The sequence below is a fragment of the Streptomyces megasporus genome, from assembly GCF_000718985.1.
GTDB lineage: Bacteria > Actinomycetota > Actinomycetes > Streptomycetales > Streptomycetaceae > Streptomyces > Streptomyces megasporus.
The window spans coordinates 217,954-244,440 of the sequence record NZ_JODL01000016.1; the positions used below are offsets into that span (position 1 = coordinate 217,954).

Annotated in this window: 26 protein-coding genes and 1 pseudogene; 14 read left to right on the top strand and 13 right to left on the bottom strand. The window is 74.0% G+C overall.

The window, feature by feature from the left end; genetic code table 11:
- Window position 1: 1 nt before the first annotated feature.
- Genes IF47_RS0115815 through IF47_RS0115825 form a run of 3 tightly spaced genes read left to right on the top strand, consistent with a single transcriptional unit; the run spans window position 2 to window position 2,062 of the window.
- Window positions 2–496 (top strand): hypothetical protein, encoded by a 495-nt coding sequence (locus IF47_RS0115815; protein ID WP_031509431.1) that lies wholly within the window; start codon window positions 2–4, stop codon window positions 494–496.
- A 17-nt stretch (window positions 497–513) separates the two neighbouring features.
- Entirely contained in the window at window positions 514–1,191 is a 678-nt protein-coding gene (locus IF47_RS0115820) for a futalosine hydrolase (RefSeq protein WP_037732685.1), read from the top strand.
- Window positions 1,184–2,062, top strand: coding sequence for a 1,4-dihydroxy-6-naphtoate synthase (locus tag IF47_RS0115825; protein ID WP_051717754.1), 879 nt, complete (start codon window positions 1,184–1,186; stop codon window positions 2,060–2,062). Before IF47_RS0115820 ends, IF47_RS0115825 begins: the two co-directional genes overlap by 8 nt.
- Window positions 2,063–2,118: 56 nt before the next feature.
- On the opposite strand, the gene IF47_RS31915 is transcribed toward IF47_RS0115825, so the two are convergent.
- Window positions 2,119–2,502: a cold-shock protein gene (locus IF47_RS31915; protein ID WP_031509434.1), complete on the bottom strand. Its 384-nt coding sequence runs from the start codon at window positions 2,500–2,502 to the stop codon at window positions 2,119–2,121.
- Between the two features lie 196 nt (window positions 2,503–2,698).
- On the opposite strand from IF47_RS31915, the gene IF47_RS0115835 reads away from it, so the two are divergent.
- A complete protein-coding gene (locus tag IF47_RS0115835) occupies window positions 2,699–2,941 on the top strand; it encodes a hypothetical protein (protein WP_031509435.1) in 243 nt (80 codons plus the stop codon).
- Here the strand turns inward: IF47_RS0115835 and IF47_RS0115840 are convergent.
- Entirely contained in the window at window positions 2,938–3,558 is a 621-nt protein-coding gene (locus IF47_RS0115840; RefSeq protein WP_037732741.1) for an HAD family hydrolase, read from the bottom strand. The genes IF47_RS0115835 and IF47_RS0115840 overlap by 4 nt on opposite strands.
- Window positions 3,559–3,617: 59 nt before the next feature.
- The gene (locus IF47_RS0115845; protein WP_031509437.1) at window positions 3,618–4,625 is read right to left on the bottom strand and encodes a chromosomal replication initiator protein DnaA; all 1,008 of its coding nucleotides are present in this window, start codon (window positions 4,623–4,625) and stop codon (window positions 3,618–3,620) included.
- A 107-nt stretch (window positions 4,626–4,732) separates the two neighbouring features.
- Here IF47_RS0115845 and IF47_RS0115850 point away from each other — a divergent pair, with 107 nt between their 5' ends.
- The 5 genes and pseudogenes from IF47_RS0115850 to IF47_RS31920 all read left to right on the top strand — a co-directional run.
- Window positions 4,733–7,222, top strand: coding sequence for a helicase-associated domain-containing protein (locus IF47_RS0115850; protein ID WP_031509438.1), 2,490 nt, complete (start codon window positions 4,733–4,735; stop codon window positions 7,220–7,222).
- A gap of 133 nt (window positions 7,223–7,355) precedes the next feature.
- Complete coding sequence (locus IF47_RS0115855) at window positions 7,356–9,005, top strand: DNA repair helicase XPB (protein WP_031509439.1); 1,650 nt, start codon at window positions 7,356–7,358, stop codon at window positions 9,003–9,005.
- A gap of 45 nt (window positions 9,006–9,050) precedes the next feature.
- Window positions 9,051–10,034 carry a prolyl aminopeptidase gene (gene pip / locus IF47_RS0115860; RefSeq protein ID WP_031509440.1) on the top strand — a complete coding sequence of 328 codons (984 nt, stop codon included), beginning with the start codon at window positions 9,051–9,053 and terminating at the stop codon, window positions 10,032–10,034.
- 84 nt (window positions 10,035–10,118) lie between these two features.
- Window positions 10,119–10,688 carry a DUF2332 family protein gene (locus IF47_RS31560; protein WP_245641129.1) on the top strand — a complete coding sequence of 190 codons (570 nt, stop codon included), beginning with the start codon at window positions 10,119–10,121 and terminating at the stop codon, window positions 10,686–10,688.
- Window positions 10,628–10,927, top strand: a pseudogene (locus tag IF47_RS31920) (DUF2332 family protein); the annotation flags it as partial. The gene IF47_RS31560 and the pseudogene IF47_RS31920, both read left to right, overlap by 61 nt.
- A gap of 173 nt (window positions 10,928–11,100) precedes the next feature.
- Here IF47_RS31920 and IF47_RS0115870 read toward each other — a convergent pair.
- From IF47_RS0115870 to IF47_RS0115885, 4 genes are all read right to left on the bottom strand, one after another.
- A complete protein-coding gene (locus tag IF47_RS0115870) occupies window positions 11,101–11,412 on the bottom strand; it encodes a helix-turn-helix domain-containing protein (protein WP_031509441.1) in 312 nt (103 codons plus the stop codon).
- Between the two features lie 115 nt (window positions 11,413–11,527).
- On the bottom strand, window positions 11,528–11,848 hold the full coding sequence (locus tag IF47_RS0115875; protein WP_031509442.1) for a hypothetical protein: 321 nt from the start codon (window positions 11,846–11,848) through the stop codon (window positions 11,528–11,530).
- 6 nt (window positions 11,849–11,854) lie between these two features.
- Window positions 11,855–12,163 (bottom strand): hypothetical protein, encoded by a 309-nt coding sequence (locus IF47_RS0115880; RefSeq protein ID WP_031509443.1) that lies wholly within the window; start codon window positions 12,161–12,163, stop codon window positions 11,855–11,857.
- A gap of 293 nt (window positions 12,164–12,456) precedes the next feature.
- Entirely contained in the window at window positions 12,457–13,692 is a 1,236-nt protein-coding gene (locus IF47_RS0115885) for a glycosyltransferase 87 family protein (protein WP_211257223.1), read from the bottom strand.
- Between the two features lie 829 nt (window positions 13,693–14,521).
- Between IF47_RS0115885 and IF47_RS0115890 the strand changes: the two genes are divergently transcribed.
- The 4 genes from IF47_RS0115890 to IF47_RS0115910 all read left to right on the top strand — a co-directional run bounded on the left by IF47_RS0115890 (window position 14,522) and on the right by IF47_RS0115910 (window position 19,737).
- Window positions 14,522–16,600 (top strand): HelD family protein, encoded by a 2,079-nt coding sequence (locus IF47_RS0115890; protein WP_031509445.1) that lies wholly within the window; start codon window positions 14,522–14,524, stop codon window positions 16,598–16,600.
- Window positions 16,601–16,706: 106 nt separating this feature from the next.
- Window positions 16,707–18,080: a dihydrolipoyl dehydrogenase family protein gene (locus IF47_RS0115895; protein ID WP_031509446.1), complete on the top strand. Its 1,374-nt coding sequence runs from the start codon at window positions 16,707–16,709 to the stop codon at window positions 18,078–18,080.
- Window positions 18,081–18,171: 91 nt separating this feature from the next.
- Entirely contained in the window at window positions 18,172–18,753 is a 582-nt protein-coding gene (locus IF47_RS0115900) for a GNAT family N-acetyltransferase (protein WP_037732687.1), read from the top strand.
- A 186-nt stretch (window positions 18,754–18,939) separates the two neighbouring features.
- The gene (locus IF47_RS0115910) at window positions 18,940–19,737 is read left to right on the top strand and encodes an SGNH/GDSL hydrolase family protein (protein ID WP_031509448.1); all 798 of its coding nucleotides are present in this window, start codon (window positions 18,940–18,942) and stop codon (window positions 19,735–19,737) included.
- A gap of 93 nt (window positions 19,738–19,830) precedes the next feature.
- On the opposite strand, the gene IF47_RS0115915 is transcribed toward IF47_RS0115910, so the two are convergent.
- Complete coding sequence (locus IF47_RS0115915) at window positions 19,831–20,532, bottom strand: copper homeostasis protein CutC (RefSeq protein WP_031509449.1); 702 nt, start codon at window positions 20,530–20,532, stop codon at window positions 19,831–19,833.
- 59 nt (window positions 20,533–20,591) lie between these two features.
- Here IF47_RS0115915 and IF47_RS0115920 point away from each other — a divergent pair, with 59 nt between their 5' ends.
- Window positions 20,592–21,281, top strand: a complete 690-nt coding sequence (locus IF47_RS0115920) for an HD domain-containing protein (RefSeq protein WP_031509450.1) — start codon at window positions 20,592–20,594, stop codon at window positions 21,279–21,281.
- Window positions 21,282–21,361: 80 nt separating this feature from the next.
- On the opposite strand, the gene IF47_RS0115925 is transcribed toward IF47_RS0115920, so the two are convergent.
- The 5 genes from IF47_RS0115925 to IF47_RS0115945 form a co-directional block, all read right to left on the bottom strand.
- Window positions 21,362–22,387 (bottom strand): ornithine cyclodeaminase, encoded by a 1,026-nt coding sequence (locus tag IF47_RS0115925; protein ID WP_031509451.1) that lies wholly within the window; start codon window positions 22,385–22,387, stop codon window positions 21,362–21,364.
- Entirely contained in the window at window positions 22,384–23,379 is a 996-nt protein-coding gene (locus IF47_RS0115930) for a cysteine synthase family protein (protein ID WP_031509452.1), read from the bottom strand. The genes IF47_RS0115925 and IF47_RS0115930 overlap by 4 nt, the downstream gene beginning before the upstream one ends.
- A gap of 41 nt (window positions 23,380–23,420) precedes the next feature.
- Window positions 23,421–24,476, bottom strand: coding sequence for a TauD/TfdA family dioxygenase (locus IF47_RS31925; RefSeq protein WP_051717757.1), 1,056 nt, complete (start codon window positions 24,474–24,476; stop codon window positions 23,421–23,423).
- Window positions 24,476–25,147 carry a guanitoxin biosynthesis heme-dependent pre-guanitoxin N-hydroxylase GntA gene (gene gntA, locus IF47_RS28785; RefSeq protein WP_169745219.1) on the bottom strand — a complete coding sequence of 224 codons (672 nt, stop codon included), beginning with the start codon at window positions 25,145–25,147 and terminating at the stop codon, window positions 24,476–24,478. The genes IF47_RS31925 and gntA overlap by 1 nt, the downstream gene beginning before the upstream one ends.
- A gap of 150 nt (window positions 25,148–25,297) precedes the next feature.
- Window positions 25,298–26,371, bottom strand: coding sequence for a scyllo-inosamine-4-phosphate amidinotransferase (locus tag IF47_RS0115945; RefSeq protein ID WP_031509455.1), 1,074 nt, complete (start codon window positions 26,369–26,371; stop codon window positions 25,298–25,300).
- Window positions 26,372–26,487: the final 116 nt, after the last annotated feature.

Below are 26,487 nucleotides of genomic sequence, written 5' to 3' on the forward strand. Positions count from 1 at the left end.
CATGACGCACACGATCTCCCGGGGCAAGGGCAGCCGCAGCATCCGCACTGCCGTAGCCATCGGTGCGGCCACCCTCGGTCTCGTCGTCCTCTCCGCCTGTGAGAAGCCGACCCCCCGAGCGACCGTGACCGTCGGCTCGGACAGCGTGTCCACGGAAGCGACCTGCTACACGGAGGGCAAGAAGCTGTCGCAGGACAAGGTGCTCTCCTGTGTCAAGAAGAAGACCGACACGTCCATCACGGTCGGCGAGGGCGACATGCTGCGCATCGGCGTCGATCCCGAGATCGCCGAGACCGGCTGGGTGGTCTTCCTCGGTGAGCGGCCCGTGGTCTCCGAGCCGATCGGCAAGACCTACCGCAGCTTCTCCAGCGACGGCCTGTTCGCCCAGACCGACGGCACCTCCGCGGACACGGTGCAGCTCAGCGTCGTCGGCTACGACGGCAGCCGGTACAGCGACGGCGTGTGGCGCATCAACCTCGACCGCGAGGAAGACTGACCCCCTCCGGGCCCGCCGTGTCCACTCTCGTCGTCACCGCCGTCGCGGCGGAGCGTGACGCCGTGGCCGCCGCGTGTGCCCCGGCGGGCATCGACGTGCTCGCCGTGGGGGCCGGCCCCGCCGCCGCGGCGGCCCGCACCGCCGCGGCACTGTCCCGCGCGGCGGCGGACGGACACCCCTACGGCCTGGTGGTCTCGGCGGGCATCGGCGGTGGCTTCCCGCCCCTGGCGCCGGTCGGCTCGGTGGTCGTCGCCTCCGAGATCGTCGCCGCGGACCTGGGTTCGGAGACGCCCGACGGTCCCGAGCCCTTCACCTCCGTGGCCGACCTGGGCTTCGGCACGACCGTCCACCGTCCGCACGGCCCGCTGGCGCGGACCGTCGCGGAAGCGGCCGGCGCGGCGCTGGGGCCGGTGCTGACGGTCTCCACCACCACCGGCACCGCCGAACGGGCGGCGCTGTTGGCGCGGCGCCACCCGGGTGCGCTGGCCGAGGCGATGGAGGGCTTCGGCGTCGCCGAGGCCGCGGCGGTCTGGGGCGTCCCGGTGCTGGAGGTCCGCTCCGTGTCCAACCCCGTGGGCCCGCGCGACCGCTCGGCCTGGCGGATCGCGGAGGCGCTCGACGCCCTGACGGCCGCATTCGGCAGGATCGTTCCCGTACTCGACGGTTGGAGGGACCGTGTCCCAGGTGATGTCTGAGCGGCAGTCCGAGCGGAGCCCCGAAGAGGGCGGACCACTGCGGATCGCCTACTCCCCCTGTCCCAACGACACCTTCGTCTTCCACGCCTGGGCGCACGGTCTGGTGCCCGGCGCCCCGCCGCTGGACGTGACGTTCGCGGACATCGACGTCACCAACGGCATGGCCGAGCGCGGTGAGCTGGACGTCCTCAAGGTCTCCTACGCCGTCCTGCCGTGGGTGCTCCGGGAGTACGCGCTGCTGCCGTGCGGCGGCGCGCTCGGGCGCGGCTGCGGCCCGCTGGTGCTCACCCGCGAGCCGGGGGCGGACCTGCGCGGCGCGACGGTCGCGGTGCCCAGCGAGCGGTCGACGGCCTACCTGCTGTTCCGGCTGTGGGCGGCGGAGAAGGTGCCCGGCGGTGTCGGGCGGATCGTCGTCATGCCCTTCCACCGGATCATGCCCGCCGTCCGCGACGGCGAGGTCGACGCCGGGCTGGTCATCCACGAGGCGCGCTTCACCTACGGGAACTACGGCCTCCACCGCTTGGCCGACATGGGCGAGCACTGGGAGGCCGGCACCGGGCTGCCGATCCCCCTCGGCGCGATCATCGCCCGGCGTTCGCTGGGCGCACGGCGGCTGCGCACGCTCGCCGAGTCCGCCCGCGCCTCGGTGCGGATGGCCTGGGACGACCCCCAAGCGTCCCGCGCCCATGTGCTGGAACACGCCCAGGAGATGGACCCGACGGTCGCCGACCGGCACATCGAGCTGTACGTCAACGAGTTCACCGCCGACCTCGGCGAGGACGGCTACGCGGCCGTGCGCGCGCTGCTCACGCGCGCCGCGGGCGAGGGGCTCGTCCCGCCCCTCCACCCCGGCGCCCTGGACTTCGACTGACCGCGACCGATCTCGACCGATCTCGTCGGACCCCGGCCGGCCCCGCCGGCCGGGCCTCAGACGTCGAGCTGGTCGGCCACCGCGCGGAGCATGCCCGCGATCTTGCGGCCCTGCTGGCGCTCCGGGTAACGTCCACGCTCCAACTGCTGCGCGACCCGGTCCAGCACATTGGTGAGGTCCTGCACGATCGACGCCATCTCGTCGGGCTTGAGCCGCTGGGCCGCCGCCACGGAGGGGGCGGGCTCCAGCAGGGTCAGCGAGAGCGCCTGATCACCTCGCTGACCGGCGACGACGCCGAATTCCACCCGCTGGCCGGGCCGCAGGGTGGTCACCCCGTCCGGGAGCACCGACGAGTGCACGAAGACGTCACCGCCGTCGTCGCGGGAGAGGAAGCCGAAACCCTTCTCGCTGTTGAACCACTTGACCTTGCCGGTAGGCACGTCTGTCCTCTGTCCTTGTACTCGTCCGTATGACCGGGTGACGACTTCTTGAAAAGAAAACGGCTCTGAATAAGACTTCAGCGGGCCGAACGACCCGCCGTCAACAAGATTAATGGTCCACGTCCCGGTGACAAGACGCCCCCGGCCCCTCCCCCCGCGTGCCGCGCGTGCCCGACCATCGAATTACCCTGTCCCGGTGACCAGTGAAACGTCCCGCGCGGGAGATCTGCTCGTCCGCATCGGTGCCGTCGTCTTCTTCATCGGCGCGGCGGCCACCCTCGTGACCCTGCTGCCGCTCTTCCTCGGAGCCGACCCGCTGCCCACGGCGGCGTACCTCGTCAGCATGCTGATGGGCGTCGGCTTCGCCATCGCCGGCGCCGGGGTGCTGCGCTCCATCGCGGTGCAGCGCCGCCGGGCCCGCGCGGAGTCCGGGCGCTAGCGGCCCGCCGCGTACGCCTCCAGCCAGGCGGGGAACGCCGTCAGGTCCTCCAGCACCACGTCGGCCCCCTCCGCCCGGAGCTCCTCCGCGTCGCACGGCCCCGTCGGCACGGCCACCGACAGCGCGCCGGCCGCCCGCGCGCCGCGCACGTCGCCGCGGTGGTCGCCGACGTAGACGCCCGCCCCGTACTCGACCAGCGCCTCGGCCTTGGCCTCCGCCCACAGCCCGCCGATCACCGCGTCCGGTGCGATGCCCAGGTGCTCCAGGTGGAGCTTGGCGCTGGGCTCGTGCTTGGCGGTGACCACGATCGCCGTGCCGCCCGCCCGCCGCACCGCGTCCACCGCCTCCCGCGCCCCGGGCATGGCGAGGGTCGGCTCGATGGCGTGGTGCGTGTACAGCTCGCGGTAGCGCACGGCGACCTCCTCGAGCGCCTCCTCCGGGAACCAGTGCGCCAGCTCGACCTCCAGCGGCGGGCCGAGGCGGGTGACGGCCAGGTCGGCGTCGATGTACGTACCGGTCTCCGCGGAGAGGGCCAGGTAGGTCGCCCGGATGCCGGGGCGGGAGTCGATCAGCGTCATGTCCAGGTCGAAGCCGACCGTCACCGCGCGAGAAGTCATGCCCTTCATTGTGCAGCCCTCGCCCCGTGAGCTCGGGCCCGCCCGACCTCGGTCCGCGTTCAGCCCTTCGGCCGTCGCGCGCGCCAGACCAGGTACAGGGCGCTGGCGACGGCCGCGGCGCGCAGCGTCCACGGCCAGGCGTCGCCGACCGCCTCGCCCAGCCCGCCCTCGGCGATCGGCTCCCCCCAGCGGCCCTCCGTACGGCCCCACAGCCACACCAGCGCGGCGGCGGCGACCGTGCCCGGCACCACCATGACCGCCCGTTTGGCCTCGACGCGGCTCAGCCGCGGCGACCACCAGGCGGCCAGCCAGCCCAGGCCCAGGGGAACCAGCGAGCCCAGCACCGCGCCCGCCACCAGCGCGGCGGCGGCCAGCAGTTCCACCACGCCGCCCACGCGCGGGACGCCCGCGCCCTTCGCCGCGCGGGCGCGCCACAGCCGTGCCAGGCGTCCGCCCGACGCGCCGGGGGTGTCGGGGGTGTCGAGCACGGGGGCCGTCGGGGGTTCCGCGTCCCCGCCACCGCCCACGGGCGCCTCCAGCCCTCCCGGTCCTCCCGGCGCTTGGGGGGAGTCGAGCAGTTCCGGCGCCTCCACCCCGCCGACGAAGCCGCCCACCTCGATCCGGCCGCCCTCGACGTACCGGGGCAGGCCGGGGCCCTCGCGCCACCAGTCCGGGGCGCTCTCCTCGGGGCCCGGTTCGCCGATGCCCGCCAGGTGCGGCGACGAGGGCGACGAGACGACCGTGGGCGGGACCGTCCCTCTCCCCTCCTCGGCCGGACGCGGCTCCCCGGACCGGGGGACGTCCCCGGACCCGGGGACGTCCCTGGGCCGCGGGACGGACACGCCCTCCTGCGCGACGACCTCCTCCGGTCTGCCGAGGGCGTTCAGGATCTTCCGCACCCCGGCCACGGTGTCGGCGCCGCCCGCCTCGGCCCGGCGCCGGTCGATGTCGGCGCGCACCCGACCCACCAGCTTCGCCCGCTCGGCGGCCGTCATGCTCGTGCCGTGCGCCAGATCCCCGATCCGGCTCAGATAGTCGAAGACGAGTTGTTCGCTCTCGATCCCCACCGAACACCCCATCGGCCGCCGGTCCTTGACTCCCGTACGTCCACGACCGTACCGCGCACCGCGCCGGACGGAACCGATCGTCACAGGGGGCCGGTACGGTGGTGAGGATGACGACAGAGCCCGAGGCACGCCGACGAGCAGCTCCCCGCACGCTCGCCGACGAGCTGCGCTCGCGTCCCGACGAGGCGCTCGTCGAGCTGCTGCGGGCCCGTCCGGACCTGCTCTCCCCCGTCCCCTCCGACCTCACCCAGCTCGCCACCCGCGCGGGCACCCGCGCCTCGGTGGTGCGGGCGATGGAACGGCTCGACCGGTTCGCCCTCCAGGTGACCGAGGCGCTGGCCGTCGCACCCGACCCCTGCCCGTACGAGACGCTGGCCGCTTCGCTGCCCGGCGGCGAGGACGAGCTGCCGCGCGCGCTCGGCCTGCTGCGCGAGCGGGCCCTGGTGTGGGGCGGCGACGACCGGCTGCGTCTGGTGCGCACCGCGCGCGAGCTGCTCACCCCGAACGCCGACCGCCCCTCGCCGACGGGCCTGGGCCCGACGCTGGCCGAGGCCACGTCGGGCATGTCGCCCGGCCGCCTCCAGGAGCTCCTGATCGCCGTCGGGCTGCCCACCACCCACGACCCGGTGAGCGCGCTGGCCGCCCTGACCGCCCTGTTCACCGACCGCGAGCGGATGGCGTCCCTGCTGGCGGGGGCGTCCGAGGAGGCGCGGGCGACGCTCGCCAAGCTGACCTGGGGCCCGCCCTACGGGGAGGTCTCCGAGCGCCCCTCGGCCCCGGTCCGCTGGCTGCTGGACCGCGGGCTGCTGCTGCCGGTGGGGTCCCGGACGGTGGTCCTGCCCCGTGAGGTCGCCCTCCACCTGCGCGACGGTCGGGCCCACCGCCGGCTGGAGCCGCTGCCGCCCGCTCTGGAGCCGGCCCGCGCGCACCCCCGTCGGTCGGTGGACGCCGCGGCGGCGGGGCAGGCGCTGGCCGCGCTCACGGCCGTCGAGGAACTGCTGACGTCCTGGAGCACGGCCGCCGGCGCCCCGCCCGTGCTGCGCGCGGGCGGCCTGGGCGTGCGGGACCTCAAGCGCACCGCCGTCACGCTCGACGTGCCCGAGCCGGTCGCCGCCTTCTGGATCGAGGTGTCCTACGCCGCCGGGCTGGTGGCCTCCGACGGCGAGGCGGACGAGCGGTACGCGCCCACCCCGGCGTACGACGTGTGGCTGGAACAGCCGCCCGAGCGACGGTGGGCGCGGCTGGCGGGCGCCTGGCTGGCGAGCACCCGGCCGGCCGGGCTGGTCGGCGAGCGCGACGCCAAGGGCCGCGCCCTGAACGCGCTCGGTCCGGGCCTGGACCGCGGCCCGGCGCCCGAGCTGCGCCGCCGCGTCCTGCGCCTGCTCGCCGGGCTCGCGGAGGGCGAGGCACCGGACGACGAGGTCGCCGCCCCGGACGTCGAGGCGGTGGTGGCCCGGCTGGACTGGGAGTGCCCGCTGCGCGCCGGCACCGAGACGCGTGGTCGGATCGCGCGCTGGACGCTCCGGGAGGCGGAGCTGCTGGGCGTCACCGGACGCGGCGCGTTGGCGTCGTACGCACGCCCCCTGCTGGACGCGGGCGCCGGGGCGCGCACCTCTCTGGAGGAGGAGACGGAGCGGGCCCTGGACGGTGCCGCCGCCCGTCTCGCCCCGCTCCTCCCCGAACCGCTGGACCACGTCCTGCTCCAGGCCGACCTGACGGCCGTGGCGCCCGGTCCGCTCCGGCGGCCCCTGGCCGAGACGCTGAACGTCCTCGCCGACGTGGAGTCCAAGGGCGGCGCGACGGTCTACCGCTTCACCCCCCGGTCCGTGCGTCGTGCCCTCGACACGGGCCGCACCGCGTCCGAGCTGCACTCCTTCCTGGCCGCCCACTCCCACACGCCCGTCCCGCAGCCGCTGGCGTACCTGATCGACGACGTGGCGCGGCGGCACGGCCGGCTGCGGGTGGGCGCGGCCGGCTCGTACGTCCGCTGCGACGACGACGCGCTGCTCGCCGAGATCGTGGCCGACCGCCGTGCCGCCGGTCTGGGGCTGCGGCTGCTGGCGCCGACGGTGCTGGCCGCCGAGACGGACCCGGTCACGCTGCTGGAGCGGCTGCGGTCGATGGGGTACGCCCCGGCCGCCGAGTCAGCCGAGGGCGACGTGGTGATCCACCGCGCCGACACCCTGCGCACCCCGCCGCGCACGGCGCCCGAGCCGGTGCCGGACGGCCCGCCGCGCCCCGACCGCCCGCTGCTGGCCGCCGCCGTCCGCGCCATCCGCGCGGGCGACCGGGCGGCCCGCGTCCCGCACCGCCCCGACCGGTCCGCACCGTCCGCGCCCGACGCCCCGAACGGCCGCCCGCCGCGCACCGCGGCGGCCGACACCCTGGCCCTCCTGCGCTCGGCGGTCCGGACGGGGGCGTCGGTGGTGATCGGCTACGTCGACGCCGACGGGGTGGCCGGCCGGCGCGTCATCGACCCCGTCCGCGTCGAGGACGGCTTCGTCACGGGGTACGACCACATCGCCGCCGAGGTCCGCACCTACCCCCTGCACCGCGTCACGGGCGCGGCCGAGTCGGCGGACGCCGACGACGGGTGAGACCGGCGCCGGTCCGGCGCGGCTTCACCCGTACGGGCGTCGACGGCCGAGCACCGTTCGCCTGTCGGTCCGATGCGGCACACTGGACGGTCGGCCCACGCGCGCCGGAGGCAGTCGAAGGCAGGAGGACCACGTGACCGGACCGCTCATCGTGCAGAGCGACAAGACCCTGCTGCTGGAGGTCGACCACGAGCAGGCCGACGCGTGCCGTCGCGCCATCGCGCCCTTCGCCGAGCTGGAGCGCGCTCCGGAGCACATCCACACCTACCGGCTGACGCCGCTGGGCCTGTGGAACGCCCGCGCCGCCGGCCACGACGCCGAGCAGGTCGTGGACGCGCTGGTCACCCACTCCCGCTACCCGGTGCCGCACGCGCTGCTGGTGGACGTGGCCGAGACGATGGACCGCTACGGGCGGCTGCGGCTGCTCAAGCACCCCGTGCACGGTCTGGTGCTGGAGACCACCGACCGGCCCGTGCTGGAGGAGATCCTGCGGTCGAAGCGGATCCAGCCGCTGGTCGGCGCCCGCATCGACCCCGACACCGTCGCCGTCCACCCCTCCGAGCGCGGCCAGATCAAGCAGGCGCTGCTCAAGCTGGGCTGGCCCGCCGAGGACTTGGCCGGCTATGTGGACGGCGAGGCCCACGCGATCGAGCTCCACGAGGACGGCTGGGCGCTGCGCCCGTACCAGAAGCAGGCCGTGGAGAGCTTCTGGCACGGCGGTTCCGGTGTCGTCGTCCTGCCCTGCGGGGCGGGGAAGACGCTGGTGGGCGCGGGTGCGATGGCCACGGCGAAGTCCACCACGCTGATCCTGGTCACCAACACCGTCTCGGCCCGGCAGTGGAAGCACGAGCTGATGCGGCGCACCTCGCTGACGGAGCACGAGATCGGCGAGTACAGCGGCGCCAAGAAGGAGATCCGGCCGGTCACCATCGCCACGTACCAGGTGCTGACGACCAAGCGGAAGGGCGTCTACCCGCACCTGGAGCTGTTCGACTCCCGCGACTGGGGCCTGATCGTCTACGACGAGGTGCACCTGCTGCCGGCGCCGGTGTTCAAGTTCACCGCCGACCTCCAAGCCCGCCGCCGCCTGGGCCTGACGGCCACCCTGGTGCGGGAGGACGGCCGCGAGTCCGACGTCTTCTCCCTCATCGGCCCCAAGCGCTTCGACGCCCCCTGGAAGGAGATCGAGGCGCAGGGCTACATCGCGCCGGCCGACTGCGTGGAGGTCCGCGTCGACCTCACCGAGTCCGAGCGGCTGGCGTACGCGACGGCCGAGGCGGACGAGAAGTACCGCTTCTGCTCCACCACGGCCTCCAAGCAGCGCGTCACCGAGGCGCTGGTGCGCCGCCACGCCGGCGAGCAGACGCTCGTCATCGGCCAGTACATCGACCAGCTCGACGAGCTGGGCGAGCACCTGGGCGCGCCCGTGATCAAGGGCGACACCGGCACCGCGCAGCGCGAGAGGCTGTTCGACGCGTTCCGCTCGGGCGAGCTGTCGGTGCTGGTGGTCTCCAAGGTCGCCAACTTCTCCATCGACCTGCCGGAGGCCACCGTCGCCATCCAGGTCTCGGGCACCTTCGGTTCCCGTCAGGAGGAGGCCCAGCGTCTGGGGCGCGTCCTGCGTCCGAAGGCGGACGGTCACGAGGCCCGCTTCTACTCGGTCGTCGCCCGCGACACCGTCGACCAGGACTTCGCGGCCCATCGCCAGCGCTTCCTGGCCGAGCAGGGCTACGCCTACCGCATCGTGGACGCCTCGGAACTCCTCGCGGACGAGTTGGATTAGCGGCTAACCTCCTCCCTTCGAAGCCCGAGGGGGAGGACGGTGCTCATGGACGGCACGCGCGAGCCGTATCCGCCGATCGAGCCGTACGCGACGGGGATGCTCGACGTCGGCGACGGCCACTTCGTGTACTGGGAGGTCTGCGGCAATCCGGACGGCAAGCCCGCCGTCGTCGTCCACGGCGGCCCCGGCTCCGGGTGCTCGGAGCGCGCCCGTCGCGTCTTCGACCCCGAGCGGTACCGGATCGTCCTGTTCGACCAGCGCGGCTGCGGTCGCAGCACCCCGCACGCGAGCGACCCGGCGACCGACCTGCGGCACAACACCACCTGGCACCTGGTCGCCGACATGGAGCGGCTGCGGGAGCACCTGGGCGTCGAGCGCTGGCTGCTGTACGGCGGCTCGTGGGGCTCCACGCTGATCCTGGCCTACGCCGAGCGGCACCCGGAGCGGGTGTCGGAGATCGTGATCTCCAGCGTCACCACCACCCGCCGTTCGGAGATCGACTGGCTCTACCGGGGGGTGGGCCGGTTCTTCCCTGAGCAGTGGGAACGCTTCCTCGCCGGAGTGCCCGACGCGCCGCGCGACGGGGACGGAGTCGCCCTGGCCGGGGCGTACGCGCGGCTGCTGGAACACCCCGATACCGCCGTGCGGGGGAAGGCCACGGTCGACTGGTGCGCCTGGGAGGACGCCGTCCTCTCCGGGGAGACGGGCGGTGCCGCGAACCCGTACGGCGACCGCCCCTCGGCCGACCGGCTGGCCCTGGTGCGGATCTGCGCGCACTACTTCTCGCACGGGGCGTGGCTGGAGGAGGGTGCGCTGCTGCGCGACGCGGGGCGGCTGGCGGGCATCCCGGGCGTCCTGGTCCACGGCCGGTTCGACATGGGCGGCCCACCGGACACCGCGTGGGAGCTGGCCCGCGCCTGGCCCGACGCGGAGCTGACCATCGTCGAGGACGCGGGCCACCTCGGTGGCGCCGTGACGCGCACCCACGTCCTGAACGCCCTGGACCGCTTCGCCGACCGAACCCCGTGAGGTCCCGCGGGGCGGCCGTGTGACGTGGGAGAGGCTCCGCCCGCTTTCCCCTCCCCGGCCGGCGCGCTCTGCCATGCTCGGCACATGGGCACGGCGGAGCTGTACAGAAGGTTCGCGGCGCGGGAGGCCCGGGGGAACTCGCCGCGCTACGAGGCGCTGGCCGAACAGATCGCCGAGGACGACGAGTTGACGTCCCTGATCGGCCGGCTGCCCGATCCGGAGCGGCAGCCGAACCTTCTGCTGGCGGCGGTGCGGTTCCTCGGCGGCCCCACGGACGCCCCCGACGCCTTCCGCACCTGGGTCCGGGACCACTGGGACGAGGTGCGCGAGACCGTCCTGACGCGTCGCACGCAGACCAACGAACCCGGCCGGTGCGCCACTCTGCTGCCGCTGCCGGCGTCCCTGCCCCGGCCACTGGCCCTGATCGAGGTCGGCGCCTCGGCCGGGCTGTGCCTGTACCCGGACCGCTACCGCTACTCCTACGACGGTCGGCCCGCGTTCGGCCCCGCCGGCAGCCCGGTCACCCTCGACTGCCACACCAGCGGACCCGTGCCGCTTCCCCGAAACCGCCGGCCGTCGTCTGGCGAGCCGGCATCGACCTCAACCCGCTCGACGTTCGCGACGACGGCGACGTCCGCTGGTTGGAGTGCCTGATCTGGCCGGACCAGACGCACCGGCTGGAGCGGCTGCGCGGCGCCGTCCGCGTCGCTCGCGCCGAACCCCCGCACCTGGTGCGCGGTGATCTCGACGAGACGGTCCGGGAAGTGGTCGCCCGGGTTCCGGAGGGCGCCACGCCGGTGGTCTTCCACAGCGCGGTGCCGGCCTACCTGGCGCCCGAGGCCCGAGCCGCCTTCGCCGAGACGGTGCCGGCCCTGCCCGGCCACTGGATCTCCAACGAGGCCCCCGCCGCCCTCCCCTCCGTCGGACGCCGCCTCCCCCACCCCGCGCCGACCGACCGCGCGACGTTCGTCCTCGCCCTGGACCGGGGGGCCAGTGGCCTTCACGGGCCCGCACGGCCAGTCGCTGGAGTGGTTCGGGGCGTGAGGGGCCGCCGGCGGCAGCGCCGTCATGCCGCGTGCGCCACAAAGGACACGGACGTCTCCTCGTCCTCGATGGAAAGATCCAGTTTGGCGTCGAGGGCCCGCGCCAGCGCACGCAGCAGCGCGAGGGTCGGCGTCACCGCCCCGCCCTCGATCCGCTCGACCTCGGCCTCGGCCATCCCCGCCCGCCGGGCCAACTGTCCCTGGGAGAGTCCGAGAGTGGTACGGCGGTCGTACACGGCCTGCCCCAGCGCGATCGCCGCGCCGGCCTCGACATAGGCGGGATCGGCACGGTGCTCTTCCGGAATCAGCCACTGCGTGTGATAACCCCTGCTCACAGCCGCTCCTCCCACGCGCGGTGGTACGTCTTCTCGGCGGACGGATGTTCCGCCGCGCACTCCTTCTGTGCCCGGAGCGCCCGCTGTACCCGCACCGCTCCCACAGGGGCCGATGTCAGAGGTGCGGCCCGATGACGAGGACGGTGATGACCGGGATCTCCTCGTTCAGGTCGTTCTTCTCGTTTGGACCGTAGCGCCAGTAGATGCGCCAGGCCCCCGGCGTCCGGTTCTCCACGTACGAGTCCCAGACCTTCACGTCCGAGTGGCCGGGGAAGCTCTCGTACTGATGGGAGTGAAGCCCCGGGTACCGGGGGTCGTGTTGGAGGTGGGCGAGCGCCTTCCGCACCTTCTTCAGCTTGGACGCTGTGGCTTTCCCGCCTTCCTCCAGCTCTGTCAGAGTGCGGTCCGCGTCATCGGAGAAGCGCAATTGGTACACGACCGGCTAGTCCTCGTCATCTTCCTCGGTGAGGTACTGCGAGAAGTCGCCTCGGTCGTGCGTCCTGCCGTTGGCCGCCTGCTCAAGTCCGTCGAGGATGCGCTTCTGCAGAGACGGGTCGGTCCAGAGCTGCACCTCTCGCTCCGGAATGGACACCACCGGAGTCAGTACCAACACCCCGTCGATGTTGGACTGCACGCGATAGCGCCGTCCCGGGGTGGCTCCGGCTTTTCCGAGTGACACCCGTCCCCGGGGATCGACCTCGATCTCGGCAACCGTCTCGAACTCCTCGCTGTGCATGGGCAGAGCGGTCATGGCGGCACTCCTGTTTCCGGCCACGAGAGCCGGGGGTCGACAGCCTCGGTGGCGGTCTCTCGTGACCAGGGCTCGCCCGTCGATGCAGGCGAACTCGGTCTCTTGGCGGTCCCTCCACCATAGCCCGAAGTGGGTATGTGGGTAAATGGGAAACTCCACGCTTCACCGCCCCATCGGGGACGGTCGCTCGGAGGAGTTCGACGGCCTCCTCGCCGGACACGCACCGGTCCGCGAGAACATCGGCCGGATCGTCTCCGCTCGGAGAGCGCCATGGACACGCAGGAGGAATTCGTTCACACGTTGGAGCGCCGGTTGGACGGCGTCGCCGGTGCCGCCCGGCGCGCACGGGGGATCGAGAAGGGCCGGGGCGTCGTCCGGTGACGCGGACCGCGCAGTCGCCACGCCGCCCACCCCAGCAGGCCCAGGGCCAGGAGCGGGTACGGGGAGGCGAGGGGCTGCTGCCACCAGGGGAGGTGGAGGTCGCGGTCGCCGGCGTGCGGGACGAGCCAGTGGGTGCGGGCCGTGAACAGCACGGCGACCGCGTACAGCGGCCACCGGCGACGGCCCCGGGGCGCGGCGGTGGCCAGGACGGCGAGCAGGGGCACGCACCACACCCAGTGGTGGGACCAACTGATCGGCGAGACCAGCAGCGCCGTGCCCGCGACGATCAGCACCCCCCAGGCCGCTCGCCCTCGCAGGTGCGCGCGGCGGGCCAGCCACAGGCCCAGCAGGCCGACGACCGCCGTGGGCACCAGCCACCACAGTCCGGGCTCGGGGGTGTGGAGGAGGCGCGTCACCGGGCCCTGGAGGGACTGGTTGTCGACGATCCACGCCTTGCCGACCCGACCGGTCTCGAACATCCGTCGCGTCCAGAAGTCCACGCTCGCGTCCGGCAGGGCGACCGCGCCGAGCGCCGCCGTCCCGACGAAACCCGCCAGCGCCGTCAGCCCGGCCCGGACGCGTCCGGTCAGCAGGAGGTGGACGGCGAAGATCGCGGGGGTGAGCTTGATACCGGCCGCGACGCCGATGGCCAGGCCCTTGCCTCGGGCGCCGTCCGGGCGCGTCAGGTCCCACAGGACCAGGCAGGTCAGGGCGAGGTTGATCTGTCCGAAGACGAAGGTCTGGAAGACGGGTTCCAGCCAGAGCCCGAGGGCGGTGGCGGCGATCAGGGCGGCCGGGCCGGCGCCGCGGCCGGCGAGGCGGAGGGAGAGGTGGAGCAGCCAGGCGAGCAGCGCGGCGTTGCCGACGGCGAAGAGGGTCTGGACGACGGGCAGCGGCAGCCAGGCGACCGGGACGAACAGCAGGGCGGCGAACGGGGGGTAGGTGGCGGGCAGGTCCCACTCGGTGACGGTGAAGCCGTAGAGGTCGGCGCCGTCGAGGACGGCCTGCCCCTCGGCGCGGTAGACGAGGACGTCGACCAGGACGTTCGGCTGGGCCCAGGTGACCGCCGTCAGCGCGGCGAGCGAGACGGCGAGCAGGGCGACGGCCGCGTACAGGCGGCGCCGGGGGTCCGCGGGCACGACTGACACTCGGCCGCCTCCTGGTCGTTCCGGTCCGTCCGGGGTCCGCGGTCACCGCCGCGGAGGCGACACTAACCGACGCTCAACCGACGGATCGAACACGGACCGATCGAGCGCGGACCGATCGAACGCGAACGGAACGAACGCGAACGGAACGAACGCGGACGGGCCGAGGCGGCCGGAGGGATCGGGATCGAGCCGGGGCGTCCTCGTCCCCGGCCGTCGCGCGTCTGCGGGCCCGCTGCTCCTCGCGCCGCTCCTCTTCTCGGGTCTCGGCGTAGTCGCCCAGGACGGCGACCTCGAAGGCCGTGCCGACGAAGACGGACACCGCCCGGACGGCGTCACCCAGACGGTGCCGGCCGTGCCGCCGGCCGCTCCGCTCGTCGAGCGCGCCGAGAGCGGTGGCGCCGGAGGTGCGGGAGGTACGGGGAGGGAAGGATGCGCTGCTCATGGTCATGGCCCCATGGTGCTTTTCGCCCGGTTGGTCTACATCCATCCTAGGGGTGAGCACGGGTTTCGTCCCTCTGCGACCGGGGGTGTACGGCTCCCCTACGGGGGCGGGGATTCCGGTCGCCCGCGGGGATGAGTGGGGCTACAATCACGCGTCTGCCGCCTCCCGCGCCACGGTGACGCACGGCCCCTTCGCGTCCCGGGCCCTCCGTGCCGCCGGGGAGGAGTCGGCCGGTCGGTACCGGTCGACGGATCGCGCGCCCGGCACGCACCGCCGAGGGCCACGATCCCTTCCGACCCTGTCGTCCACCGCACCCGGAATGCGGCGAGCCGCCCGTGCGGCGAGCCGTGTCCCCGGCCGTGCGTGTTCACCGCCGGAGGCCACGCCGTGCCCGCGCACGCTCCCGACCAGCCCGCCCACGTCCCCTCCCGTCCGTCCGCCGGTCCGCTGGAGCGCGAGCGCGCCCACCTCGCCGCGTCCCGGGCGGCGCTGCGCGCCATGCGGCGGGACGTCGAGACCCTCGACATCAAGGACGTCACCGCCAACTGGGTGAACGCCGAGGTGCTCCAGCGCCAGATCGAGGCGCGGATCGACGCCCTCGCGGACCTCGCCGACACCCCGCTGTTCTTCGGCCGACTGGACCGCGCCGACGAGGCCCGCTACTACATCGGCCGTCGCCACGTCCACGACGCCGACGGCGACCCGATGGTCGTCGACTGGCGCGCGCCCGTCTCCCAGCCCTTCTACCGGGCCTCGAAGAAGGACCCGCAGGGCGTCGAGCTGCGCCGCCGCTTCGGCTACACCGGCGGCGAGCTGACCGCGTACGAGGACGAGCACCTGACCGACCCGGCCGAGGACGAGCGGGTCGGCGAGCTGCTCAGGCGCGAGATCGAGCGTCCGCGCGTCGGCCCGATGCGCGACATCGTGGCGACGATCCAGCCCGAGCAGGACGAGATCGTCCGCTCCGGGATCGACGGCACGGTGTGCGTCCAGGGGGCGCCCGGCACCGGCAAGACGGCCGTGGGCCTGCACCGGGTGGCGTACCTGCTCTACGCGCACCGCGAGCGGCTGGCCCGCACCGGGACGCTGGTCATCGGCCCGAACCGGTCCTTCCTCCGCTACATCGAGCAGGTGCTGCCCGCCCTGGGCGAGCTGGCGGTGCGGCAGACCACCGTCGAGGACCTGGTGGCCGGCGCCACGGGCGTGGAGGTGCGCGGCGCCGACTCCCCGGAGGCGGCCCGGGTCAAGGGCGACGCCCGGATGGCCGAGGTGCTCCGCCGGGCGGTGCGTTCGCGGGTGACGATGCCGACCGAGCCGTGCGTGGTGGTGCGCGGCTCGCGCCGCTGGCGCGTCCCGGCGTACGAGCTGGAGGAGATCGTCCGTGAGCTGCTGGACCGCGGCATCCGCCACGGCGCCGCCCGCGAGGCCCTGCCGCGGCGCATCGCGCACACCGTGCTGACGCGGATGGAACGGGCGGGCGAGGCGCCGGACGACCGGGTGCAGGACGCGGTGGCCCGCAACGCGGCGGTGAAGGCCGTCGTCAAGGCGGTGTGGCCGGAGGTGGACCCGGCGAAGCTGGTGCTGCGGCTGCTCTCCGACGCCGACTTCCTGGCCGAGTGCTCCGAGGGCGTCCTCACCGACGAGGAGCGCAAGGCGATCCTGTGGACGAAGCCGCCGCGCGGAGTGCGGTCGGCGGTGTGGTCGGCGGCGGACGCCGTGCTGATCGACGAGGCGACGGATCTGGTCCGGCGGACGCCCTCGCTCGGCCACGTCGTCCTGGACGAGGCGCAGGACCTGTCCCCGATGCAGTACCGGGCGGTGGGCCGGCGCTGCGCGACGGGCTCGGCGACGGTGCTGGGCGACCTGGCGCAGGGCACCACGCCGTGGGCGACGGCGAGCTGGGCCGAGGCCCTGGCCCACCTGGGCAAGCCGGACGCGGCGGTCGAGGAGCTGACGCGGGGCTTCCGCGTACCGCGCGAGATCATCTCCTACGCCTCCCGGCTGCTGCCGCACATCGCTCCGGGCCTGTCCGAGGCGACCTCGATCCGTGCGGCGGCCGGTTCCCTGCGGGTCCGGGAGGTGGCGACCGACGAGCAGGCCGGCGCGGTGGTGGCCGCCTGCCGCGAGGCGCTTCGGCGGGAGGGCTCGGTCGGCCTGATCGCCGCCGACGCCCGCGTGCCCGTCCTGGCCGGGGCGCTGGCGGACGCCGGGCTGCCGCACACCGTCCTGGGGCCGGGCGGGGAGGAGACGCCCGGCGTCCGCCTCACCCTCGTCCCGGCGACGTTGGCCAAGGGCCTGGAGTACGACCAGGTGGTCCTGGACGAGCCCGCCGCGGTGGTGGACGGCGAGCCGGACGAGCGCACGGGCCTGCGCCGGCTGTACGTGGCGCTGACCCGCGCGGTCTCCGGCCTCACCGTCGTCCACGCCGCGCCCCTGCCGAAGGCGCTCGCCGACGCCGGACGGTGACGGGCCGGGCGGTGACGGGCCGGGCGGTGACGAGTGACGGCCGTTTCACCCGCTCGCTCAGGGGAACCGGGTGCCGGACCGACGGAGCGACGGAGGGACGGACCCCATGGACCGCTACGACGTGGTGATCATCGGCGCGGGCGCCGGCGCCAAGCTCGTCTGGACCTCTCTGGCCGGGTCCGGCCTGTCGGTCGCCGTGATCGAGGAGTCCCTGGTGGGCGGAGACTGCCCGTTCCTCGCCTGTGTGCCCAGCAAGGCGATGCTGCGCTCGGCCCAGGTGTGGCGGACGGCGGACGACCCCGAGTGGGCGGGCCTGTTCACCGGACGGGTCCCGGAGCGGGCGGCGTACGAGGAGACCGTCGCCCGGCGGGAGCGGATCGTCCGGGGCCGGGACGACACCGCCAACGCGGCCGGTCTGGAGAAGACCGGCGCGACCCTGATCCGGGGCACCGCGCGGATCGTCCGGCCCGGCGTCGTGGACGTCGACGGCACTGAGATCGGCTACGGCGAACTGGTGCTCAACACCGGCTCCGCGCCCGTGCGCCCCGACATCCCCGGCCTGGACGAGGTGCCGGTGTGGACCAGCGACGAGGCCATGAGCAGCACCGCCGAGCGGCCCGAGCTGGTCGTGGTGATCGGCGGCGGACCGGTCGGGTGCGAACTGGCCTTCCTCTACGCCTCGTTCGGCTCGGCCGTGACGGTGGTGCAGCGGGGCGATCGGCTGATTCCCCGTGAGGAGCCGGAGGCGTCGAAGGCCATGCTGTCGCTGCTGCACGACCACGGCGTCGACGTGCGGCTGAACACCCAGGTGGTCCGCGCCGAAGCGCACCCGCTGGGCGGCCGTCTGACGACGGACCACGGCGACGTCTTCGACGCCTCGGTGGTGATCCAGGCCGCCGGGCGGCGGCCCCGGTCGCGGAAGGTGGGCCTGGACGCCCTGGGCGTCGAGCCGGGCCGGGGCGGGGCGATCGAGGTGGACGACCACTGCCGCGTGGTCGGCGCCGAGCACGTGTGGGCCGTCGGCGACGTCACCGGCGTCGCGCCGTTCACCCACACCGCCCACTACCACGGGCGGGTGGTGGCGGCCAATCTGGCCGGCCGGGACACCCGCGCCGACCACCGGGCGATCCCCCGCGCCGTCTACACCCGTCCCGTCCTCGCGGCCGTCGGCCACACCGTCGCCTCCGCGCGCGAGGCGGGCATCGAGCCGCTGACCGCGACCGCCCCGGTGACCCAGGCGGTGCGGACCTCCATCGAGGGCGAGCCGGAGGGCTGGTTGACCCTGCTCGCCCACCCCGACACCGGCGCGGTCATCGGCGCCACCGCCTGGGGCGGCCGGGCGGAGGAGTGGATCTCGGAGGTCTCCCTGGCGGTCCGCGCGGAGATCCCGGTGGAGGTGGCCAGGGACGTGGTGCACCCGTTCCCCACGTTCGCCGAGGTCCTGGAGACCCCCCTGTGGGAGCTGGCCGAGCGGCGGTGACGGCCCTTTCCCTCTCGCTCTCCCCCCGCCCTTCCCTGCCACGCCGTCGAAACCGGTCGTCCCGCGCCCGTGGCCGCGCTAGGTTGACGCGGTGCCGGAACCGAGAACCGAACGCCTCCTGCTCCGTGAGTGGCGGGAGTCCGACTTCGAACCCTGGGCGGCGCTGAACGCCGACCCCGAGGTCCGCGAGTACTTCCCGGGCGTGCTCACCCGCGAGCAGAGCCGGGAGGCCATGGTCCGCTACCAGGCGGGCATCGAACGGCGCGGCTGGGGATGGTGGGCGCTGGAGGTGCGCGCCACCGGGGAGTTCGTCGGGGTCGCCGGGCTGGCCCCGGTGGACGAGGAGAGCCCGTTCGACGGCGTGGAGACCGGTTGGCGTCTGGCCCGTTCCGCCTGGGGTCACGGCTACGCCACCGAGGCCGCCCGAGCCGCCGTGGCCTTCGGTTTCGACACCCTCCGCCTGCCGGAGATCCTCGCGGTGACGGCCTCCGGCAACCTCCGCTCCCAGGCGGTGATGCGCCGCCTGGGCATGACGCGCCACCCCGCCCACGACTTCGACGACCCGGCCGTTCCCGAGGGCCCGCTGCGCCGCAACGTGGTGTACCGGCTCCCGGTCGAACGGTGGAGAACCCTGCGCGGGAGAGAGCCGAACCGTCCTCCGGGACGGCGGTGACCGTCGGCACGGTGCCCGTGGGAACGTCGTGACCGGCGACTCGGCCAACGGCTCGATCGGTGACCCGATCGGTGACTCGACCGGCGATTTCACCGATGCCGCGGACGCGGAGGGGCGGTAATGGTGTGCGGTGGCCCTCACGGGCCCGCCCCCTCACACCGCCTGTGCATGCCCCCGGAGGAAACCATGCGCGTCCCCCGTGTCCTGACGGCCGCTCTGCTGGCTCTCGGACTGGCCGTCACCGTATCCGCCCCCGCGTCCGCCACCGGAGGGAACGCCGGGGCGGACGTCGGGAGACACGCCACGGAGAACTACGTGGCCCTCGGCGACTCCTACTCCTCCGGAACCGGCGCCGGCGACTACTCCGACGTGCTGTGCACCCGCAGCGACAACGCCTACCCGGCTCTGTGGGCGGACGCCGAATCGCCCGCCTCCTTCACCTTCGCCGCCTGTGGCGGGGCCACCATCCCCGACGTCCTGAACAACCAGGTCCGGTACCTGGACGAGAGCACCACGCTCGTCAGCGTCAGCATCGGCGGCAACGACTCGGGGTTCGCGTCGATCATGCTGAGCTGCGCGCTCTTCTCGCAGACGGTCTGTGAGCGGAGACTGGACGAGGCCGCCGACTACGCCCGCACCGAACTCCCCGGCGCACTGGACGCGCTGTACGCCACCATCCGCGACCGGGCGCCCCACGCCGAGGTCGTCGTCGTGGGCTACCCGCACCTCTACAAGGAGGGCGGTCTCTGTCTGGGCATGGGCGCCGGCAAGCGGACGGCCATCAACGACGGCTCGGACGTGCTCAACCAGGTGATCGCCGACCGCGCCGCCGCGGCCGGCTTCGCCTTCGCCGACGCCCGTCCCACCTTCGCCGGGCACGAGATCTGCACGAGCGACCCGTGGATCAGCGGCTCCAACATCCACCCGACCGCCAAGGGCCACGAGAGGGGCTACCTGCCCGCCTTCGCGGCGGCGGTCTCCTGACGGGACCGGCCGAGCCCGGTCGCCCGCCCCGCGCACGGCTCCGTCCACGGCTCTGTTCACGGCTCCGTTCAGGGCTCCGTTCACGGCTCGGGTTCAGCCGTCCAGCAGGTCGCGCCAGACGCGGACCGCGTCCGGGGAGACCGGGGTGTCCCAGCCGCCCTCCCGCGCGGCGCCGCCGATGTGGAAGGCCGTGACGCCGGCGGCGCGCAGCGCGGGGACGTGGTCGAGGCCCAGGCCGCCGCCGACCATCAGGCGCGGCAGGTGGCCGGGCTCGCCGGCCGTCGCGCGGGCCGCCTCGGCGCGCAGGACGTCCAGGCCCGTCGGCACGCCGTCCGCCGAGCCGGCGGTGAGGAAGGTGTCCAGGCCGGGCAGGCCGGCGAGTCGTCCGCGCAGGGCCTCGCGGTCGGCGCAGCGGTCGATGGCGCGGTGGAAGGTCCAGCGGCAGCCGGGAACGGCGTCGAGGAGGGCGCCGATGGCGGCGAGGTCGGGGGCCCCGGCCTCGTCGAGGAAGCCGAACACGAACTCCTCGGCGCCCTCGGCGCGCAGCCGTCGGGCCCGTTCGCACAGGGCGTCCAGCGCCTTGGGACCGCCCGCCGAGAAGTCGTCCGCGTCCCTCAGCATCACCCGCACGGGGAGGTCCACGGCGGCGCGTACGGCGGCGAAGGTCTCGGGGGAGGGAGTGAGTCCACTGGCGGCCATGTCCCTGACCAGTTCGAGGCGATCCGCCCCTCCGGCCTGTGCGGCTGCCGCGTCCCGAGCGTCGAGGGCGATCACCTCGAGGATTGGTCTAGACATATAGCGGAGCCTGCCATATCCCCGGACACGGTGGGAAGACGCGGCCCACAATTGCCCCCATGGCCACCGCACAGACCCGCCACCCGGCCCACGACGAACTGCGCGAACGCTGGACCCGTACCCTCCTGGCCGTCCGCCGTCCCGAGGCCGAACTCCCGCCCGGCACCCCCTCCCCCGGCGCCTACGCCGACGACCTCCTCGCCCGCTGGGCCGAGCCCCACCGCCGCTACCACACCACCGACCACCTGATCGCCGTCCTGGACCGGGTCGGTCTGCTCTCCTCGCACTGCGAGGGGCCAAAGGCGGTGGCCGCCGCACTGCTGGCGGCCTGGTTCCACGACGCCGTCCACCTCCCCGAGCGCTCCACCAACGAGGAGCGCAGCGCACGCCTGGCCGAACGCGCCCTCCCGGAGGCGGGGGTCTCCCCCGCGCTCACCGCCGAGGTGGCCCGCCTGGTCCGTCTCACCGTCACCCACGACCCGGCTCCGGGCGACACGGCCGGGGAGGTGCTGTGCGACGCCGACCTCGCCGTCCTGGCCGGATCGCCCCGGGAGTACGCGGCCTACGCCGCCGCCGTCCGCGAGGAGTACGCCTTCGTCCCCGACCGTACCTTCCGCGCCGGCCGCGCCGACGTCCTGCGCGGGCTCCTCGACCTGCCCACCCTGTTCCGCACCCCCTACGGCCGCGACCACTGGGAGCACACCGCCCGCCGCAACATGACCACGGAGTTGGAGCTGCTGCTCTCCTGACGCGTCGGCACGCGGACGGGAGGGGCCGCGCGGCGGCACGCGCGACCTCGGACCCTCCCGTTCGTCCGCGTGGCGGCGCGTCAGCGGGGCAGGGCCAGGCCCCGGTCGGCCGCCTTCGCGTAGACCGCCGCGGCGACGGCGATGTCGTGGACGCCCATGCCGAAGGGGTTGACGACCACGCGGTCGCGGTCGGTCACCGGACGGGTGTAGGAGCCGGAGACCAGGGTGGGGAGGTCGGCGTCGACGGCACGACCGGCCGCGGGGGCGGGTTCCCCTGGAGCGCCGACCCTGCCGGCGCGGGCGAGGGTGCCCAGCAGGCGGTGGGTGTCGTCGACGATGAGGTCCCAGTCGTCGACGAAGAGGTGGTCGCAGCCCAGCAGGAGGCTCTCGGCGGCGTCGTCCAGGGAGACGTTGACGAAGGTGCCTCCCTCGGGGACCCAGTCCAGTTCGACGTAGGGATCGGTCGTGGTGGTCACCGCGAAGGTCACCCGGGCCCGTTCGACCGCGGTCCGGGCGTCGGGGGCCACGGTGACGGCGACGTCCGGGAGGGCGGCCCTCCAGGCGATCGCCGTGGACCGGGCCCGCGACCGGTCCAGGTCGAACAGGACGATCTCCTCCAGCGCCGGACAGTGGTCGACGAGCAGTTCCCGGTGGGTCTCCGCCTGGCGCCCGCAGCCGAGGAAGGCCACCGTGGTGAGAGTCGCCGGGTCCCGCACCGCCCGCACCGCCGCCAACGACACCCCCGCGGTGCGCAGCGCGCTGATCCGGGCGCCCTCCATGACGCACACCGGGTGCGCGGTCTCCGGATCGTTCAGGATGATCAGGCCTCCCGCGCGCGGCAGCCCGTACCGGTGGTTGCCCAGCGAGGCGTTGATGATCTTGCAGCCGTACGCTCTGCCGGCCCAGGCCGGGAGGACGAGGCTCCGCGCCGAGGCGCCGGTGGGCGTCGTCCACCGCAGTGCGGTCTCGGGGGCGATGCCGGCCTCCTTGCGCCGGAACGCCAGCAGGGTGTCCCGGACCAGGTCGACGATGGGCAGGTCCGCGCAGAGTTCCGCCACGTCGGCGCCGCTGAGGTAGGTGATCGAGGACGGGGTTCGTGCGGTCATGCGTTCACTGTCTCCTCGGTGGAGGCTCGGTCGAGCAGGTCGAGCGCGGCCGCGACGGTCTCGTCGGTGCCGGCCGGGTCGCCGATGGGGACGTTCTCGTTCAGCCGGGGGTACTTGTCGCCGCTGTCCGGGCACAGGCAGGCCAGTTCGCGCAGCGTCGGATCGAGCGAGGCCCGCACGACCGCGGCCAGGACCGCCGCGCCCCCGCTGCCGCCGAGCGACAGCCCGGTCCGTTCCCGGATGCGCGAGCAGGCGGCGGCCGCGTCGGCGTCCCGGAGCCGGACGACGTCGTCCCAGTGGTGCCGCTCGATGAAGCGGGAGACCCGTCCGGAGCCGAAACCGGCCAGTTTGTGGGGGCGGTGGGCGGGGGTTCCACCCATGGCGGCCGAGCCGACGGCGTCGACCGCGACGATCCTGGTGGCCGGTGCGCGGCGACGCAGGAAGGAGGCGACCCCGGCGAGCGTGCCGCCCGTCGACACGGCGACGGCGACGGCGTCGTAACCGCCCTCGGGGGCGGCCTCGACCAGTTCGGCGGCGGTGTGGGTCTCGTGGACGCCGGGGTTGGCGGGGCTCTCGTACTGGTTGGTCCACACGGCCCCGCCGTCCTGCTCCAGGATCTCCCGCACCGCCGCGAGCCGGGCGTCCAGGGTCGTGCCGCCCGGGGCCTCGCGGACCGTCACCACCTCGGCCCCGTAGGCGATCATGCGGTCGACGCTGGCCTTCGGGGTGCTGGGCTCGACGACCAGGGTGCAGGCGTACCCGCGGGCTCGGCAGAGTCCGGCCAGCGCCACGCCGAGGTTTCCCGAGGTGGACTCCACCACCCGCAATCCCGGGCGCAGTTCGCCGGATTCCTCCAGGGCGTCCAGGAGGGCGGCGGCGGTGCGGGCCTTGATCGAGCCGAAGGGGTTCTCGGCCTCCAGCTTGAGCCAGATCCGCACGGTCCGGTCGTCGAGCGGGACGACGACCGGCCGTACGGGTGTGCCACCGATCACCGGGTCCTCGTCGAGGGGGCCCGGGAACGCGTTCCGTTTCCTCACCGCGCCCCGTCCCCGGACGTCGTCGCCCCGTGCGGCGCCGCGCCGGTCCCGCTATACCGCCCGGCGCCCACCGCGCCGTGCGGGGAGGGCCAGACCCGGACGCCGTGCTCCCGGAAACGGGGCAGCGAGGAACAGATCATGGTGCGCAGCAGCCAGCGGTCGGTGCCGTCGTTCCGGGCCTGGAAGGGCGTCCGGGCGTGCACGGTGCGCCGGTTGTCGAGCAGCAGCAACTCCCCGGGCGCCAGCGCGTGCTCCACGCGTTTGGCGTCCAGTTCCGCGGCGAGCCGGCGCAGCGCCCGGGCCTCCTCCCCGTCCGGCCGGCCGGCGGGGCCGAGGTAGTGGGCGTCGTAGCAGATCTCCGGGGCCTCGGCCGGCCCCCACAGCACGGCGGTGGCGGCGGGGCTGCGGTCGGCCATCTCGTGGGCGGTGTCCGGTTCCATCAGGAAGACCGGCCGGCTCAGCACCTCCCGCACCTCGTCGGGCAGTTCGAGGTCGCGCGCCGAGACGAAGCGCGTGTGCGCCGCGGCCTCGCCGCGCAGGCACAGCAGTCCGAAGTGGTCGCACCGGTCGGGGCTGAACCCGTCCTCGACGTGCCAGTCGAGCATGCCGCTGCTGCTCTCGCTGGTCTGCGTGTGCTCCATGCTGGGGACCGGGACGACGTGCTGGACCAGGCGGCCGGAGTAGAAGGTGCTGAAGGTGAACGGTTCGCCCAGCTGTAAGGAGACGCCCAGCAGGCACAGCGCGGCGGCCTGAGCCGGTCCGGTCAGGGGCTCCGCCGACCCCCTCGGGCCGGGGCCCCACTCCTGGTCCGTCGGGAGCAGGTCGCTCACCAGCAGGGCGTCGTGACCGGCGCCCCTGCGGTGACGGTGCAGGGCGCGCAGCAGGCGGGTCGGGAAGGCGGGAGTCAGGGCACAGGCGAGCTCGGTGACGCCGTCGGCGTCGAGCTCCGCCACGTCCTCCGACCGGGTCAGGTCCGAGGCCGCCTCCCACAGCGCCTTCGTCTCCTCGGGTGTGAGGCGGATCGTCTGCTCTGCGGAGAGTCGCGCGGACATTACGGCTCCTCGTTCAGGGGTGGGTGGACACGGAGCGGGCAGCGCCAGGAGTCCGGGTCGACCGGGGCTCCGGAGAACCCCGGGGCCTGCGGATCGTCCAGGGTGGCCGGCAGGGCCGGATTGACGTGCCCCTGCAGGCGCGCGTCGCGCTCCCGGATCCTGTTCTGGAAGCGCAGGAACTGTTCGTCGGTGGGGAAGTTGGCGCGGTCCTGCTCCGGCGGGTTGAAGATCAGGGTCGTCCAGCCGAAGCGGCGCGCGTACCGGGTCGCCCCGGGGTAGAGGGTGACCACCAACTGGCCCAGTCCCGCCACGGACAGGGCGAAGTCGGCGTCCCGCGGCTCGGTGGAGAAGCGTCCGTCCCAGGGAACGTCGTCCAGGTCGTGCAGGTGCTGCAGGAAGGACCACAGCCGTCGGTCCCACTCCCCCTCGTCGGCGATCGCCCGGGGCTCCAGGAAGCTGACGACGTAGGTGTACAGGTCTCCCATCCGCAGGCGCACCCGGGCGAAGTACCGCAGGTCGGCGAGGACGTGCTCGGGCGATCGCGGGTCGTCCATGTCGGGCAGCACGTTGAAGAGGTAGCTGCCGTCCCGGAACGCCGAGCGCGCGCCCAGGCAGGGGAACGGACTGCCCAGCACCACGGACCGCAGCTGTTGCTCGATGAGTTCGCGCACGGGACCGGGCACCCGCTCCGTGTGCTCCGCGGGGAGGGCAGGGTACTCCGTGCGCCGACGGGCCGGTGACAAGGTGACCTCCTGGTGGGTGGGCGGGCCCGCCGGGCCCGCCCCCGGCCGGGGCGGGCCCTCGGTTCGGCGGCGAGGCGACTACCCGAAGTAGTCCTCGAGACCGCCCTCCCGTGAGATGTCGAGCGTGACGCAGTGGAAGCCACCGCCGAGCACCCGCTGGTGGCGCAGCCGGTGCGGCAGCACGGAGATGCCCTTGCTCTCCAGGGCCTTGGCGAGGGCGGGCTGGTCGCCGTCGACGATGGCCAGTTCGGGGTTGACCATCAGCAGGTTCATGCAGATCCAGGTCTCGCTCAGGGTGTACGGCAGCGCCGTCTCGGTGGGCTCGGGCTCGGGGCACCACAGGATGTCCCAGTCGCGGAAGGCCTCCGGCACCTCGTCCTCGGCGATCCGGGCCGGGTTGAGCATGACCAGCCCCGGCCGCAGCACGGCGATGGTGCTGTCGATGTGGGTGTAGCCGTAGACGTCCCGCAGCGGGTGGACGCGCAGGGTGGGATCGACCATCCGCAGTGTGGACCTGAGCCACTTCAGGCCCATCTCGTTGCCGCTGCGCGACACCTGGTAGAAGAGGTCCCGGCCGACGCGCAGCACGTTCGCGGCGTCGAACACCGGCTCGGCCTCACCCAGCAACGGCCGTCCCTCCTCGTCCCACTCGTACAGCTCGTCCTTGAGCTGCGGGCGGGGCGCGGCGATCCACGAGGCACCCTCCAGCATGTACCGCTGGAACAGCGGGCGGAGATTGAAGATCTCGAAGTAGCGGGACCGCATCGGGCTGGGCGCCTCGATGACGGTGGAGCCCACCACGAGCGTGATGTCCCGGGGGCAGTAGGAGATGTAGCCGTCCGCCTCCCAGTACGGCGAGGCGAAGGAACGGGAGTGGTCCACGGCGGGGGGACGGTGGGTGGTGACGCCCAGCCCCCGCAGGGTCTCGGCCAACTGCTCCAGGTCCTCGTTGGACTCCTCGACGACCCGCTTCGGGAACTCCCCGGCCTCGACCTGCCGGAGTTCGTCGGGCGTCATGGTGGGGTAACAGGCCAGCCATGCCGACGGGTCGCTCATCCGGGGTATGCGCGCGTGGGTGGCGTCCCCGACGATGATCTCCTTGAGCGGGGTGAACTCGTCCCAGGAGTTGACGGGAGGAACGGCACTGGTCATGGTTCTCCTCTTCTCCTCATTCCCTTGGGTCCCGAGGTGACGGGACGTCCGGTGGGTCAGACGGTGTTCGGACGCCGACGGCGGGACGCCGACGCCCGGTGGCGGCCGGTGTGGGC

Bases quoted from the DNA above. Each gene is read 5' to 3' on its own strand.
- IF47_RS0115815 (WP_031509431.1), top strand. From the start codon at position 2: ATGACGCACACGATCTCCCGGGGCAAGGGCAGCCGCAGCATCCGCACT.
- IF47_RS0115825 (WP_051717754.1), top strand. From the start codon at position 1,184: ATGTCTGAGCGGCAGTCCGAGCGGAGCCCCGAAGAGGGCGGACCACTG.
- IF47_RS0115840 (WP_037732741.1), bottom strand. From the start codon at position 3,558: ATGACTTCTCGCGCGGTGACGGTCGGCTTCGACCTGGACATGACGCTG.
- IF47_RS0115850 (WP_031509438.1), top strand. From the start codon at position 4,733: ATGACGACAGAGCCCGAGGCACGCCGACGAGCAGCTCCCCGCACGCTC.
- pip (WP_031509440.1), top strand. From the start codon at position 9,051: ATGGACGGCACGCGCGAGCCGTATCCGCCGATCGAGCCGTACGCGACG.
- IF47_RS31560 (WP_245641129.1), top strand. From the start codon at position 10,119: ATGGGCACGGCGGAGCTGTACAGAAGGTTCGCGGCGCGGGAGGCCCGG.
- IF47_RS0115880 (WP_031509443.1), bottom strand. From the start codon at position 12,163: ATGACCGCTCTGCCCATGCACAGCGAGGAGTTCGAGACGGTTGCCGAG.
- IF47_RS0115895 (WP_031509446.1), top strand. From the start codon at position 16,707: ATGGACCGCTACGACGTGGTGATCATCGGCGCGGGCGCCGGCGCCAAG.
- IF47_RS0115910 (WP_031509448.1), top strand. From the start codon at position 18,940: ATGCGCGTCCCCCGTGTCCTGACGGCCGCTCTGCTGGCTCTCGGACTG.
- IF47_RS0115915 (WP_031509449.1), bottom strand. From the start codon at position 20,532: ATGTCTAGACCAATCCTCGAGGTGATCGCCCTCGACGCTCGGGACGCG.
- IF47_RS0115920 (WP_031509450.1), top strand. From the start codon at position 20,592: ATGGCCACCGCACAGACCCGCCACCCGGCCCACGACGAACTGCGCGAA.
- IF47_RS0115925 (WP_031509451.1), bottom strand. From the start codon at position 22,387: ATGACCGCACGAACCCCGTCCTCGATCACCTACCTCAGCGGCGCCGAC.
- IF47_RS31925 (WP_051717757.1), bottom strand. From the start codon at position 24,476: ATGTCCGCGCGACTCTCCGCAGAGCAGACGATCCGCCTCACACCCGAG.
- IF47_RS0115945 (WP_031509455.1), bottom strand. From the start codon at position 26,371: ATGACCAGTGCCGTTCCTCCCGTCAACTCCTGGGACGAGTTCACCCCG.